General features: G+C 57.3%; 12 protein-coding genes and 4 tRNA genes. 12 read left to right on the plus strand and 4 right to left on the minus strand.

What is annotated here, in order from left to right; translation table 11 throughout:
• Positions 1–17: 17 nt before the first annotated feature.
• The 5 genes from C4K39_RS10430 (at position 18) to C4K39_RS10450 (ending at position 2,556) form a co-directional block, all read left to right on the plus strand.
• Positions 18–1,229, plus strand: coding sequence for an O-succinylhomoserine sulfhydrylase (locus C4K39_RS10430; RefSeq protein WP_068585828.1), 1,212 nt, complete (start codon positions 18–20; stop codon positions 1,227–1,229).
• Positions 1,226–2,002 (plus strand): SDR family oxidoreductase, encoded by a 777-nt coding sequence (locus C4K39_RS10435; RefSeq protein ID WP_068585831.1) that lies wholly within the window; start codon positions 1,226–1,228, stop codon positions 2,000–2,002. The genes C4K39_RS10430 and C4K39_RS10435 overlap by 4 nt, the downstream gene beginning before the upstream one ends.
• A 167-nt stretch (positions 2,003–2,169) precedes the next feature.
• Positions 2,170–2,245: transfer RNA gene (locus C4K39_RS10440), tRNA-Val, on the plus strand.
• A gap of 59 nt (positions 2,246–2,304) precedes the next feature.
• A tRNA-Asp gene (locus tag C4K39_RS10445) sits at positions 2,305–2,381 on the plus strand.
• A gap of 98 nt (positions 2,382–2,479) precedes the next feature.
• Positions 2,480–2,556, plus strand: a tRNA-Asp gene (locus C4K39_RS10450).
• 167 nt (positions 2,557–2,723) lie between these two features.
• Here C4K39_RS10450 and C4K39_RS10455 read toward each other — a convergent pair.
• The gene (locus tag C4K39_RS10455; RefSeq protein WP_124346295.1) at positions 2,724–4,007 is read right to left on the minus strand and encodes an NAD(P)/FAD-dependent oxidoreductase; all 1,284 of its coding nucleotides are present in this window, start codon (positions 4,005–4,007) and stop codon (positions 2,724–2,726) included.
• 187 nt (positions 4,008–4,194) lie between these two features.
• Between C4K39_RS10455 and C4K39_RS10460 the strand changes: the two genes are divergently transcribed.
• Positions 4,195–4,271: transfer RNA gene (locus C4K39_RS10460), tRNA-Val, on the plus strand.
• A gap of 1,523 nt (positions 4,272–5,794) precedes the next feature.
• Here the strand turns inward: C4K39_RS10460 and C4K39_RS10470 are convergent.
• The 3 genes from C4K39_RS10470 to C4K39_RS10480 all read right to left on the minus strand — a co-directional run bounded on the left by C4K39_RS10470 (position 5,795) and on the right by C4K39_RS10480 (position 9,355).
• The gene (locus C4K39_RS10470) at positions 5,795–7,081 is read right to left on the minus strand and encodes a Wzz/FepE/Etk N-terminal domain-containing protein (protein ID WP_124348329.1); all 1,287 of its coding nucleotides are present in this window, start codon (positions 7,079–7,081) and stop codon (positions 5,795–5,797) included.
• A gap of 523 nt (positions 7,082–7,604) precedes the next feature.
• Positions 7,605–8,222, minus strand: a complete 618-nt coding sequence (gene prfH / locus C4K39_RS10475) for a peptide chain release factor H (protein WP_124346296.1) — start codon at positions 8,220–8,222, stop codon at positions 7,605–7,607.
• The gene (locus C4K39_RS10480) at positions 8,222–9,355 is read right to left on the minus strand and encodes an RNA ligase RtcB family protein (RefSeq protein WP_124346297.1); all 1,134 of its coding nucleotides are present in this window, start codon (positions 9,353–9,355) and stop codon (positions 8,222–8,224) included. The genes prfH and C4K39_RS10480 overlap by 1 nt, the downstream gene beginning before the upstream one ends.
• Before the next feature lie 275 nt (positions 9,356–9,630).
• Between C4K39_RS10480 and C4K39_RS10485 the strand changes: the two genes are divergently transcribed.
• The 6 genes from C4K39_RS10485 (at position 9,631) to C4K39_RS10510 (ending at position 13,978) form a co-directional block, all read left to right on the plus strand.
• On the plus strand, positions 9,631–9,951 hold the full coding sequence (locus C4K39_RS10485; RefSeq protein ID WP_053138141.1) for a helix-turn-helix domain-containing protein: 321 nt from the start codon (positions 9,631–9,633) through the stop codon (positions 9,949–9,951).
• A gap of 89 nt (positions 9,952–10,040) precedes the next feature.
• On the plus strand, positions 10,041–10,391 hold the full coding sequence (locus C4K39_RS10490; protein WP_068585732.1) for a hypothetical protein: 351 nt from the start codon (positions 10,041–10,043) through the stop codon (positions 10,389–10,391).
• Positions 10,392–10,730: 339 nt separating this feature from the next.
• Positions 10,731–11,360 (plus strand): lytic polysaccharide monooxygenase auxiliary activity family 9 protein, encoded by a 630-nt coding sequence (locus C4K39_RS10495; RefSeq protein ID WP_068585735.1) that lies wholly within the window; start codon positions 10,731–10,733, stop codon positions 11,358–11,360.
• A 45-nt stretch (positions 11,361–11,405) separates the two neighbouring features.
• Positions 11,406–12,872 (plus strand): carbohydrate-binding protein, encoded by a 1,467-nt coding sequence (locus tag C4K39_RS10500; protein ID WP_124346298.1) that lies wholly within the window; start codon positions 11,406–11,408, stop codon positions 12,870–12,872.
• Positions 12,873–13,008: 136 nt separating this feature from the next.
• Positions 13,009–13,470 carry a DUF2214 family protein gene (locus C4K39_RS10505; RefSeq protein WP_124346299.1) on the plus strand — a complete coding sequence of 154 codons (462 nt, stop codon included), beginning with the start codon at positions 13,009–13,011 and terminating at the stop codon, positions 13,468–13,470.
• A gap of 79 nt (positions 13,471–13,549) precedes the next feature.
• The gene (locus tag C4K39_RS10510; protein ID WP_124346300.1) at positions 13,550–13,978 is read left to right on the plus strand and encodes a VOC family protein; all 429 of its coding nucleotides are present in this window, start codon (positions 13,550–13,552) and stop codon (positions 13,976–13,978) included.
• Positions 13,979–14,002: the final 24 nt, after the last annotated feature.

Below are 14,002 nucleotides of genomic sequence, written 5' to 3' on the forward strand. Positions count from 1 at the left end.
GATTAGGAGTAGGTGGCATGAGTCAGGATTGGGATGCGGGTCGGCTCGACAGCGACCTTGAAGGTGTAGCGTTCGATACCCTGGCGGTGCGTGCCGGCCAGCACCGCTCGCCGGAGAGCGAGCATGGTGACCCGATGTTCTTCACCTCCAGCTATGTGTTCCGTACGGCCGCCGACGCGGCCGCGCGCTTCGCGGGCGAGGTGCCAGGCAACGTCTATTCGCGCTATACCAATCCCACCGTGCGTTCTTTCGAGGAGCGCATCGCGGCCCTCGAGGGGGCCGAGCAGGCCGTGGCTACGGCCACTGGCATGGCTGCCATTCTTTCCGTGGTCATGAGCCTGTGCAGCGCTGGTGACCATGTACTGGTCTCGCGCAGCGTGTTCGGCTCCACCATCAGTCTGTTCGAAAAGTACTTCAAGCGCTTTGGTGTGCAGGTCGACTACGTGCCTTTGGCAGACCTGTCTGGCTGGGATGCGGCGATCAAGAGCAATACCAAATTGTTGTTCGTCGAGTCGCCATCCAATCCGCTGGCTGAACTGGTGGATATCGCCGCGCTCGCCGAGGTGGCCCACGCCAAGGGGGCGATGCTGGTGGTGGACAACTGTTTCTGCACGCCTGCGTTGCAGCAACCCTTGATGCTTGGGGCTGATGTGGTGGTGCATTCGGCTACGAAGTTCATCGACGGCCAGGGCCGCTGCATGGGCGGTGTTGTCGCTGGTCGCAGCGAACAGATGAAAGAGGTGGTGGGTTTTCTGCGTACCGCAGGGCCGACCCTGAGTCCCTTCAATGCTTGGGTCTTTCTCAAGGGGTTGGAGACTCTCAGTTTGCGTATGCGTGCCCATTGTGCCAATGCCTTGGCCCTGGCGCAGTGGCTGGAGCAGCAGCCTGGCGTGGAGAAAGTGCATTACGCAGGGCTTGCCAGTCATCCGCAGCATGAATTGGCCAAGCGCCAGCAGCGCGGTTTCGGTGCCGTGGTGAGCTTCGAGGTCAAGGGAGGCAAGGAGGGGGCGTGGCGCTTCATCGATGCTACTCGCTTGGTCTCCATCACCGCCAACCTGGGTGATAGCAAGACCACCATTACCCATCCGAGTACTACTTCCCATGGGCGCCTGGCGCCTCAGGAACGTGAGGCTGCGGGCATTCGCGATAGCTTGATCCGTATTGCCGTTGGCCTGGAAGACGTTGCCGACCTGCAGGCCGACCTGGCTCGCGGCCTGGCTGCCTTGTGATCGAGTTGTCAGCACCCCAGGGGGGCGGCAACGGTCGCGTCGCACTGGTTACCGGTGCGGCCCGTGGGATTGGCCTGGGTATCGCGACCTGGCTGCTGTGTGATGGCTGGCAGGTGGTCCTTGCCGATCTTGATCGAGAGCGCGGTCCAAAAGTGGCACAGGTACTGGGCGAAAATGCCTTGTTCATTGCCATGGATGTCGCCGACGAAGAGCAGGTGGCCGAGGGGGTTGCCGAGGTTTTGGGGCGTTTCGGGCGCCTGGATGCCCTGGTGTGTAATGCCGCTATGGCTGATCCGCACAACATGACCCTGGAAAGCCTGGACCTGGGGCATTGGAATCGCGTGTTGGCGGTGAATCTTGGCGGGCCGATGCTGCTGGCCAAGCACTGTGCGCCTTATCTTCGAGCCCATGGTGGTGTGATCGTCAACCTAGCTTCCACCCGTGCCCGTCAATCCGAGTCGGATTGCGAGGCCTACGCGGCGAGCAAGGGCGGCTTGCTGGCCTTGACCCATGCCTTGGCTGTCAGCCTGGGGCCTGAGATCCGTGTCAATGCGGTGAGCCCGGGCTGGATCGATGCCCGTGATCCAGCAGTGCGGCGCCTGGAGCCATTGTCGGAGGCCGATCATGCCCAGCACCCGGCTGGTAGGGTCGGGACCGTGGAGGATGTGGCGGCGATGGTGGCTTGGCTGTTGTCGCGTAATTCAGGGTTCGTCACCGGCCAGGAATTCGTGGTGGACGGTGGTATGTCCAAGAAGATGATTTACCAGGGCTGAAGTTTTCTGCAGGTAAGGAGGTTGGAGCGGTGATGCCTTGGCGCACCGTTCGCGTTTTTCCTTGGGCATGCAGCTTGGTGCTTGAAGTTGTTTTTTGAAAAAACTTCAATCCTGCTATTGACTTAGCTTCGATACGTGCGTAAATTTCGCGGCCTCAGCGAAGCAAAGGGTGATTAGCTCAGCCGGGAGAGCATCTGCCTTACAAGCAGAGGGTCGGCGGTTCGATCCCGTCATCACCCACCACTTCCTGAGTACCTTTCGAAAGAAAGGCGGAAGCTTCCAAGGAAGCCTCCAACCGACGCGCAGCGGTAGTTCAGTCGGTTAGAATACCGGCCTGTCACGCCGGGGGTCGCGGGTTCGAGTCCCGTCCGCTGCGCCATATTTTCCAGATCAGGTTCGCCTGGTTTGAGATCGAAAGCCTTAGGGTCTTGGTCAGACGATTTAAAAGTTTCACCTGGATGTAAGTCCAAGCGATACGCAGCGGTAGTTCAGTCGGTTAGAATACCGGCCTGTCACGCCGGGGGTCGCGGGTTCGAGTCCCGTCCGCTGCGCCATATATGCCTCAAGGACCACTGAACGCCTTGATGCAACGAAACAGCAAAGACCCTGGTCGCAAGACCGGGTTTTTTTGTTTTTCGCCTCTGTAGTTTCTATCGTTATGGTTTGCCCACAAAAAAAACCGCCTGGCTGGCGGTTTTTTTGTGGGTGAAGAACAGCCTCGTCAGAAACCGAGCTTGTCCCGCAGGCTGTAGTACCAGGCTCCCAGGGCGCTGAATGGGACGCGTAGTGCGTGCCCGCCAGGGAAGGGGTAGTGACGCAGGTTGGCGAAGGCGTCAAAGCGCTCTGCCTGGCCTCTCAGGGCCTCTGCCAGGACCTTGCCGGCCAGGTGGGTATAGGTCACGCCATGGCCGCTGCAGCCCTGGGAGTAGTAGATGTTGTCTCCCAGGCGACCAACTTGCGGCAGGCGCGAGAGGGTCAGCAGGAAGTTGCCGGTCCAGGCATAGTCGATCTTCACATCCTTGAGCTGCGGGAAGGCCTTGAGCATCTTCGGGCGGATGATCGCCTCGATGTTCGCTGGGTCCCGGGCGCCATACACCACGCCGCCGCCGAAGATCAGGCGCTTGTCGCCGGAGAGGCGATAGTAATCGAGCAGGTAATTGCAGTCCTCGACGCAATAGTCCTGAGGCAGCAGGCTGGCTGCCAGTTCGTCGCCCAGGGGCTCGGTGGTGACCACCTGGGTGCCGCAAGGCATGGACTTGGCTGCGAGCTCCGGAATCAGGTTGCCCAGGTAGGCATTGCCAGCAACGATCACGAACTTGGCGCGGACCCTGCCCTGGGGGGTGTGCACCACGGGAGAGGCTCCACGCTCGATGCGCACGGCAGGGGATTGTTCGTGGATGATGCCGCCCAGGGACTCGACGGCGGCCGCTTCGCCCAAAGCCAGGTTCAGCGGATGGATGTGGCCGCCGCTCATATCGAGCATGCCGCCCTGGTACTGGTCACTGGCCACGACTTCGCGAATCCGGCGCTCATCCAGCAGTTCCAGTTGAGTGTGGCCGTAACGCTCCCACAGGCGCTTCTGTGACTCCAGGTGAGCCATCTGCTTGCCAGTCAGGGCTGCGAACACGCCGCCGTCTTTCAGGTCGCACTGGATCTTGTGCTTGGCGATGCGTTCGCGAATGATCTTGCCCCCCTCGAACGCCATCTGCCCCAGCAGTTGCGCTTGCTTGGGGGCGACGCTGCGCTCGATCACATCGATGTCGCGGCTGTAGCTGTTGACGATCTGTCCGCCGTTGCGCCCGGAAGCGCCGAAGCCGACCCTGGCGGCCTCCAGTACCGTGACGCGAAAGCCGTTCTCCAGGAGGAAGAGGGCGCTGGACAGGCCGGTGTAACCCGCACCGATCACGCAGACGTCGGTTTCCATCTCGCCTTGCAGTTGGGGGCGTTCCGGGGCGGCGTTGGCTGAAGCGGCGTAATAGGACTGTGGGTATGGAATGTGCGCCATCCTGCGACCTCTTGTGTTTAATATATTTTACGAGTGCGGCGATGCTACCTGAGTTGCAAATGGGCTGCCAGAGCAGGCGAAAAACTTCTTCACCCCTCGGGAATTAAAAAATTCGCATATTCATAGGCTTAGCTGAAAAAAAGGTGTTGACACCCCTCCGGAATTCCGTAGAATGCCGCCTCACAGCAGGCACGTAGCTCAGTTGGTTAGAGCACCACCTTGACATGGTGGGGGTCGTTGGTTCGAGTCCAATCGCGCCTACCAAACAAAATCCGCTCTGCTGGGCGGTCTAAAAAGGGTTCACCGAAAGGTGAGCCCTTTTTTGTTGTCTGCGGTTTTCAAAGCTTCTGCAAAGCTTCTGCAAAACTTTTGCAAGACTCCCATCTCAGAACGCCAGCTCGGCGCACGCCTCCAGGTGCTCGATCTTCTTTTCGCTGTGCCCCACTTGATAGTGCGTTGTCATTTTCTCGTCCGCGTGTCCTGTGAGAGTCTGAGCATATTCCTGGGGTAGATTTTGTTGCTTGTGCAGCAATGCTCCTAGGCACAGATCTCATGAAGAGTTGGGCTCGTTGGCTGGAGCGCGCTCATGGGCGTACACAGCGTTCCAGGCCTTGCTGAGCTTTCAGGTGATGGGGTCGTGTGTAGCTGATGTCCAATGATTCTTGACATCGATCGTTCCAAGGCTGTGAGCCTTTGGCCTGTAGTGCCGCGTGGCGACGCCAGTGGCGACCTCAAGCGTTTCCCGACCGCCCTGCGCAGCGTCTGTAGTGATTTTTAGGTGCGCAGGTTGTTCATCATCCAGTGTCTTTTCTGGTGAGGCGGTAGGTGTATTTTTCTCTATATCGACAGCTGGCTTTAGCGGGACACTGTGTTGTACCGACGCTAAAGGCTGGCCGGGGCGGGCGTATAGCACGCTTCTGCCAGGTTGGCGTGGGCGCGGCCTCAATAATCAATCTTGTCCGTTGAGCGTATGGCGTCGATGCTTTTTCTCTACTTCCCGCTTAGCCGGCGTGAGCTCTGTATTGTTGTGTTCGGCCAATCCCTTGGCAGCAGCACGTGAGAAAGTCTGCTCCCCCCCCTTCCTGGATCCTGCCATTAGCGTTCGAGCTTGAACTTTATTTGTTCCGGGAGGGGTGCTGCCTGATCCGGCAGGCATTTCTCTTCGAGCGCGTCAGAAGGTTGCTCACGATAAGTAGTCGATCGCCAGTGTTGCGTCGTTGGCGACGCCACGCCAGCGAATGTTGAGGGGCGCCATTGCAGTCATGGTATGGATAGAGCATCGAAATGCTTGGGGCGCTTTCCACCGTCCTCCGTTGCCCAGGCTGGGTGCTGTCGAGCAAGTCGGATGCATCAAGGCGTAGGGCGTGGTAGCGAACGGCGAGGGGTACCTCAGGCGCGAGGTGTTATTTCACTCGCGTCAGGGCTTGTAGTCAGTTGCTCTGGCATTATCGCGTGCATCAAGGCGCGAGTAGTCGTTGAACTGTTGGTGTGTATCGCAGCTTGAAGGCTGAATAGATATCAATCGCGGGCTATATGATGGTTCAAGAGGTGTCCCGATACATTGATCATTACTTGATACATCGGTAGAGCTGGGTTCGACTGCATCAATTATATGATGAGTAGGTGTCAACCAAGTCGAGAAAAACTTGACGTCGTGTTCGGGGTTGCTTGTCTACTAAAAGCCTGAAGTTGAGTGGTCGCGCTCTAGGGGGAAATAGAGATTTGGCATCCGGAGGCGGGCTCCGGATTACCAGGTATTTTGTTTCTCTATCTTAGTGAGGTGAGCATTAATGGTGGGTAGGTTTGCTGAGTGCTGCTTTTCGGCGAGACTGGATGGTATTGCGGGTCAATGCGGCGAGCATGCCCAGCATAAGGCCACCAGCAAGACTAAGGGCTATTGCGAGTGCTTTCTTGGGCTTTGCTGGTGCTCGAGGCTGTAGTGCGCGGCGGTCTATGGTCACTAGTTTCAGTGTGCTCATGTCGATGTTCAGATTACTCAATCTGGCTTTTTCGGCGCGTAGGGTTTCTATATTCTGCAGGAATATATCTTCGTTTACGCGCTTGTTCATCGTTTCGACTTCTCGGTTGGCTTCCAGCAGTTTCAGCTCCTTGGCAATTTCAGCTACGCGCTCGTTGGTGAAGTCGTCATTTTTACGCTTCTGCAGCGTGTCGCGCTCTGCTTCAAGCGCTTCGGTTCCCATGAAGTACAGCGGGATGGCTTGGTTGTTAACTTCTGTTCGCATGACCTGATTTGGCTTGCTGTCGGCGGTAGCCATGCTGGACGGGGTGGTGGGGGTCCTGATTCCCATTGACTTTGCTATGGAGATCGCTTCGCCCAGTTCTGCGATTCTATTGGCGCGAACTTTGTTCATCTGGAGTCGTAGGCCAGCTAATTCATCTTGCAGCTGGGCACGTTTTATTTTATCGGCCTCCAGTAACTTGGCAATTCTCCACTCCTTGTCAATTTCATAGTTTGAGCGAGCAACATCAATCTTGCCTTGAAGTTCTGTTAGGCGGTTGTTGATGATGACTTTCAGGTCGGCGGCAATTTGTGCTCGCTCTAGCCCAATAGCATGGTCAACAAGGCCGTTGAGAATTGCGGTGCCATTGGTGTCCTCGGGGTATTGCATGTTTAGTTGGATGTAGCTGCTGAGGTCGACTTTCTTTGGGTCTGGGAGTACAAGGCTAAGGGAGTTATTATTAAACTCTTCGAATCCTTGTTCCAGACTTTGCCCTGGCTTTTTAAACGCTTTGAATAGTTCAGGATTGGCCTTGAAGAAGCTTAGGCGGGCGTCGTAGGAGTCTATTCTAGCACCTACTTTATTTAGTGCTTCTGCCGGGGGGAGCGTATAAATTTCTGAGCGGTTCAGCGCGTCGAGCTCATTGATCGCGGCAGGTCGTAATACGCTGCTGACCTGGTACTCGCGAGGTGCTAAAAATGCATAGCCGGTACCGATTAACCCAGCTAACAGTGTGACGCTGATTACAGTCGTGCGCTGTCGCCAGATTGAGCTGAATAATTCGAGCAAATCAATTTCTTCTGTAGATGTTTGTAGTTGAGGCTGGGAGCGCATGTTCAAAAAAGTATATACCTTATTTTTCAATAGACTAAAGAGACTATTGTGAATGACTCTGATGCCTGATGAGCTCGTTAGACAGCAGCAAGCTTTGTCCGTTCATGAGAGTTGTCACATTTTTCATGTGTACCCAGATTAGTGAGATCTCAGATATCGTCAAAAACAGCATGAGTTTAGCTTTTTACTGAGTTAATAGCCGCTTGCATCTGGTGGCATAATTTTGGCAGCCTTCTAAATTAATTTGGAAATTAAATTCATGCAAGTGTTTATTTTCTCAGTAAAAGTGAGAGGTCATCTTATTCTCGCAAAGGGGTCGAGCCTGTAGCTATTGGCTTCGGATAGCATAAACAACCGACGCAAGGAATGTTCCTAGCCCAGCATAGACCATGTTTTCCCTAGGCCGCCCAATTGTTGACTGATGGTCGGATGCGCTGCTTTTTATGATCGCTGTCAGACGCCCTTAGGTTCTGGGTGTAGGCGCCCTGAAGAGGGGGCTGCGAGGCAGCTCCCCTGTGAAAACTTACTCTTGAGGGGTAAAGGTAATGCCACTGAAGGTGCGAACAGGATTGCCGCGTTCCACCTGGTGGTGAGCATAGCGGCGTTCTTGTCGCAATTGCTCCTCGCCTTGTTGTTGCCGAGCTTCCATGCGCTGCTGGATCAATAGGCGGGCCAGGCGCTTGTTATCGTGTTGGCTGCGTTCGGACTGTACTTTCACGCTGATACCGGTTGCCAAGTGCGTGGCGCGCACCGCAGAGTCGGTGGTATTCACGTGTTGTCCTCCGGGGCCAGATGAGCGCATCGTCTCAAACCGGATCTCACCTTCCATCACGTCCTGTGCGGGGCTGAAGAGCTGGCCGGCGAAATACCAATTCTTGCGCTTGTGCCCAGGGCGATCAGGGCTCTTGCAGCTCCAGAGCAGGGTGCCGGTCCAGCGCTGGGCCAGCTCCTCGGCCTGCTCGCCGTTGAGGCTGGTCAGGACCGACTTGCAGTGGTTGCCGCCATAGCCGGCAATCTGTTCCACGATGCTGATGCGAACGCCAAGGGTTTCGGCCTCGCGGTACAGTTGGCGCAAGGCTTTGGTGACTGCGATTTCGCATTCGACCGGTCCTTGGGCCGATGATAGTTGTAGCAACAACATCAGCAGCACCCCCGGCGTTTATAGGTCAGTACCGGCTTGAGCCGGGCGATGATCTTCACCAGCCCGGCATCACGCAGGCTGCCCACTACGCTGTCGATGCTCTTGTAGGCTTCGGGGGCCTCCTCGTACATCAAGCCGCGGTCTTCGCAGATCACCCGGCTGCCCAGTTGGGTGCGCTTGAGCTGCTCGAAGCTGAAGCGCGCATCCAGGCGGCCCTTGCAGTCGCTGCGCAGCCATTTGCGTCCAGCCCCGTGGGCCAGGGAATAGAGGCTGGCGGTGGCCGGGATGGGTTGCACCAGGTAGCTGTAGTCGCCCCGGGAGCCCGGGATGACCACCGGTCCCACGTCCGAAGGCGTGGCCCCTTTGCGATGCAGCCAGCCACTGATTCCGTCGACGTTAGCCGGCGACACCAGGTTGTGGTTGATGTCCAGTACGGCATGTCCCTTGGCCCGCAGGTTGCCAAGCAGCCGCTCGGCGATCAACCGGCGATTGGCCTCGGCGAAGCGCAAGGCCTCATTGTGTTGCTGCAGATACTGGGCGCCGGCGACGCTGTCGACCTCCAGGGGCTGATGCCCGTGCTGGTCCACGTGGCGGCGCAGGATGGCTTCCCCCAGGCCTCGGGAGCCGCTGTGCACCAGCAGGAGCAGGGCCTTGGGATTTAACTCCAGCGCTTGCAGGGCCTCGGTGTCGTACACCTGGTCGAGCTGTTGCAGCTCGGCGAAGTGGTTGCCACCCCCAATGGTGCCCAGGGAGTGCTCGTGGCCGGTCACCGGCAGGCCCAGTTGCTCACGTTCTTCATCCCACTGCTCATCCAGTGGAAGGTCGATGTTGCCGATCTTCTTTTCCAGCTTGTCGAGGTTCGGGCGAATGCTGGAAATATCGGTTTGCCACAGCGCCATGCCGCAGCCGATGTCGTTGCCCACCAGGGCTGGGTAGATCACCTGGGTGGAAAAAAATGCCGCGCCTACCGGGTAGCCCCGGCCGGGATGCAAGTCAGGCATGCCGACGACCTGGCGCATGCCGGGCAGTTGGGCGGTGGTGTGCAGTTGCTGGAGCGCTTTGTCTTCGATCCAGGTGGTGTCGGAGGCGATCAGAGAGACGCCGTTCGACAAATGACGGATGCAAGTGTCCATGTCCAATTCCTGATTGGAAAAAATATTCAGGTAATGGCAGGACGAAGCGGGATTAAGCGAAGGCGCTAACGAATAGCGGATGCAGCGTTTAAACCAGGCACGTCCTGCAAGGGGTGATCAGCTGTTCCATGATGAGTCTCCTTGTCAAAAGTGTGGGAAGGGGCGCGAAGGTTAATCGTTTGTCCGATGGCTGGCAATGGGCCATTTTACACAATGGGCACCTTCGCCAATGGTCGCGGTCGTAACAACCATCACCTTGTCGAATGAGGATGGTTATGCAGACCTTCGGTGAGCGCTTGAAAGAACAGCGCAAGGCGCTGGGGCTTTCCCAGCAGGAATTCGGGGCTATCGGTGGGGTCGAGGCCAACGCCCAGGGGCGCTATGAGAGCGGTGAGCGGGTGCCCAAGTCGGATTACCTGATGGCGATCGGACGCCATGGGGTCGACCTGCTCTACGTATTGACCGGCGAGCCTTCACGCCTGCCCGAGGGCAGCCTGAGCGCCGATGAAAGCAGCATCATCCAGAACTACCGTCATCTTGGTGATGACGACCAGGAGGCTATAGCCCAGTTGGCGTCGTCCCTGGCCGAATGTTGAATCCCGGCGCGGGTTTTTTCTCGCCCCTGGACGGCTTTTTTCCAGCGCCTGAGCGATACTCTCGCGTTTTTACGCGACCAGGAGGCAGCATGCGGGTTTTGATGGCGGTAACGGTGGCGGCTCTGTTGGCCGGCTGTGCAAGCTCCACCATGGATGATGCGCGGGCCAAGGCCCCCGCCAAAACCTTGAGTTCGGCCAAGGCCGATCAGTTAGTGGCGCAGTGCGTGCAGTTCGCCTGGCAGGATGAGGCTGTATTCGGCGTCGACGCCGCCGCCTATCTGGAGTCGGGCAAGGGCGGTGGCTACACGGTGTATACCCGGTCCGCCGAATCTTTCGTGGATATCAAGGCCGAAGGGGCGGCAACCGCTATCCGTTTCTACGCCGTCGAAGACAACTTTGTTTCCAAACGTCGATTGGCGGCTTTGGCCACCTGCTTGTAGTTCCCCCCCCCTGGCGCAAGCCTTCAGCGCGTTTCCTGCAAACCCGGCCCTGGCCGGGTTTTGTCGTTTTTGGAACTTTGATTTTTCAGGCTTAGTTTCAAGTTCTTCTCTGGAATAAACCGGGGAAAAGTCATTTTTGCTCCAGAAAAGCGTGTAATACATTGACTCTTCAAATTGTCAGTGCAAATAAGAAAGTCCAGTGTTTAATGGGCTTTGCGCTGTTTTTTGCAAATTGGTCGAAGTGGTTACTTGCTGAGGGCATGAAAAAATCGAAAAAAGTGCGCTAAGTTAAAAGTGCTCGCCAAGAGCGAGTTTTAATTAATCAATGGAGTGAAAGAAATGAATAAGCCACAAACTCAACTTAAACATGGTCGTGTCGTATCTCCTTCCAGCCGCGGTTCGGTGGCGGTGGATCTGGGTCTCCTGGGCACCTGGCAGGTCAACGAAATGGAAGGCGGAAAAAACTTGCCAGCCCTGGGCGCCGGACCGTTTCCTGCCCCTTACGGTAGCGACGAACCCAGTGTCGCACCGCCCGCGGATGGCCATATCCTCAGCGGTGGCAAGACTGATGCGCGTGATTGCGTCAACTTCACCGACGAAGAAATGTCGAAGAAACTCAATCGTCCATTCAGCTGGCCGCTGGTGAACGTAGAGCCTGGGCAAGTATTCCGGGTGCAGTGGGTTTACAGCGCTCCACACGTTACCCGTGGTTATAGCTGGTTCATCACCAAAGATGGCTGGGATCCGAAACAACGGATCAGCCGTGCGCAACTTGAGCCCAAGGCTTTTTATCAGGACTTCTATACTCAAGTTCCGTATCACGCCCATGGCCCGGAATTGAAAGCCAAGACCGAACATGAAGTCGTGCTGCCCAAGAACAAGAAGGGGCACCATGTTGTAGTTCTGGCCTGGATTGTTGCCAATACCGGTAACGCTTTCTATCAGGCCTTCGATCTGGACTTCAAGTAAGTTGCGGTGGAAGAAACTCTTTTAATAGTTCTGAAGGAATAGAACATGGATACAATCGACTTTTCCTTGATCAAGAGCCAGGCCGCCGATGCCGCATCGCTGATGCCCAGCCTCGCCGGCAAGAAGATCCTCATGGGCTTCTGGCACAACTGGGCCGCTGGCGCCGCCGATGGTTACCAGCGCGGGCAGTTCGCCAACCTGAGCCTGCTGGATGTACCCAAGGAGTACAACGTGGTGGCGGTGGCCTTCATGAAAGGCAACGGCATTCCCACCTTCAAGCCCTACAACCTGTCTGACGCCGAGTTCCGGCGTCAGGTGGGCGTACTCAACAGCCAGGGGCGGGCAGTGTTGATTTCCCTGGGTGGCGCCGATGCGCATATCGAGTTGCACAAGGGCAACGAGCAGCCCTTGGCCAACGAGATCATCCGCCTGGTCGAAACCTATGGCTTCGATGGCCTGGACATCGACCTGGAGCAGAGCGCCATCGACTTTGCCGATAACAAGAGCGTATTGCCGGCGGCATTGAAGCTGGTGAAGGACCATTACGCTGGCCAGGGCAAGCACTTCATCATCAGCATGGCGCCGGAGTTCCCCTACCTGACCAGTAATGGCAAGTACGTGGCCTACTTGCAGGCACTGGAGGGGTATTACGATTTTGTTGCGCCGCAGTGCTACAACCAGGGCGGAGATGGACTCTGGGTGTCGGAAGCCAATGGCGGGCAGGGCGCCTGGATCGCCCAGAACAATGATGCGATGAAAGAGGATTTCTTGTTCTACCTGAGCGACAGCCTGGCTTCGGGAACTCGTGGTTTTACCCGCATTGCGGCGGACAAACTGGTGATCGGCCTGCCGAGCAACGTTGACGCAGCGGCCACAGGCTATGTCATCGATCCGGCGGCGCTGGGCAATGCCTTCAAGCGTTTGCAGAAGGCGGGGCACGGGATCAAGGGGCTGATGACCTGGTCGGTGAACTGGGATGACGGCATCAACCGGCAAGGGACACCCTACAGCTGGGAGTTTTGTAAACGCTATGCGCCGTTGATCCATGGCGATGGTGGTGAACCAGAGCGCCCGGGCGCTCCTGGTAGCCTGGCGGTGGTGGAAAGTGGTCGCAACAATGTGCGGCTGAGTTGGAGTCTTTCCGGCAGTGTGCGCCCGGTGGAGTTCTACACTCTGTATCGCGATGGCAAGGCCGTGGGAAACACGGCGTCCCTGGGCCTGGACGATCAGGGATTGAACCCTGATACCCAGTACAACTACTTCGTCACTGCCACCGATACCCAGGGACGTGAGTCCCTGCCCAGCCGCAGCGTGACTGCGAGGACGGCAGGTGGCGCGGTCGATCCGAAGTTCCCCGAGTGGCGTGTTGGCCAGCACTATCGCAAGGGGGACGGGGTGAGCTATGAGGGCAATCGTTACTTGTGTCTTCAGGAGCACACATCGAACCCGGCCTGGACGCCTTTGGCGGCCTTCACGTTGTGGAGCAAGGTCTTGCTCGAGCGCCATGCTTGAGTCAGGCGGGTCATTAAGGGATTGAATGACCTGGCGACCTATCGTTGGATCCTCGGATTCGCGATAGGTCGTTTTTTCGTTTGGGCCATTGATGAGTTGTCCGGATATGTCGATCAATCAGATGGAGGCGAGCGCCATGTTGATGCATTGGTTTCTGGCGGCGGTACATTTGTTGGGGTTCGCTGGCGCTTTCGCAGCGGTTCTGGCTCGTGGCTCGGCTTTGCGTCGACTGGAGAAGGCCGAAGCAGGGGCTCGCTCGGTGCTGATGGCTGACAATGCCTGGGGGCTGACGGCGCTGATGTTGTTGGCGACTGGATTGCCCAGGGCGTTCGGCGGCTACGAGAAAGGTACGGACTATTACCTGCACCAACCGTTGTTTCACCTGAAAATGGCGTTGTTCATCGCGATCCTGGTGCTGGAAGTCCTCCCCATGTCGACCTTCATCAGGTGGCGGGTGACCCTGGCGCGCGGTGCCATGCCTGACACCGGGCGAGCCGGGCTGTTCGCTCGTATCAGTCACCTGCAGGCCTTGCTGCTGGTATTGATGGTGGTAGCCGCAAGTGGCATGGCGAGAGGGGTGATGCTGGCTCAATTGTAATTGTTGGTAAGCACGACTGCATTGTCAGCCGCTTGAGGGGTAGTCTCGCGGTTCGATCAGCGAGCCATGGATGCCCACGATGTTTCAAATGAATAGCCTGGTCCCGGAAATGCTGGTGGCGGACCTGGAGCGTAGCCTGTCTTTCTATCGCGATACCCTGGGCTTCAAGGTGGAGTACCAGCGGCCGGAGCACTTCTTTGCTTTTCTCTCCTTCAATGGCAGCCAGCTGATGCTGGAGCAGGATGACCTGGAAGAGTCGGAGTGGCGTGTCGGTCCCTTGCAGGCACCTTTGGGGCGAGGCATGAACCTGTCCATTGAGTGCCCGGATATCCATGGGTTGGCCAATGCCCTGGAGCAAGCGGGAGTGGTCCTGCGCAGGGCGATCCAGGAGTGCTGGTATCGGCAGGATGGTTTGCTGCGCGGCCAGTTGAACCTGCTGGTACAGGACCCGGATGGCTACCTGCTGCGATTCAATGAGGACCTGGGTTCCAGGTCGGTGGATGCCTGAGTGCCAGGCCCGTCACGACGCTTG

The sequence above is a fragment of the Pseudomonas sessilinigenes genome (assembly GCF_003850565.1).
In the GTDB taxonomy this organism is placed as follows: Bacteria; Pseudomonadota; Gammaproteobacteria; order Pseudomonadales; family Pseudomonadaceae; genus Aquipseudomonas; species Aquipseudomonas sessilinigenes.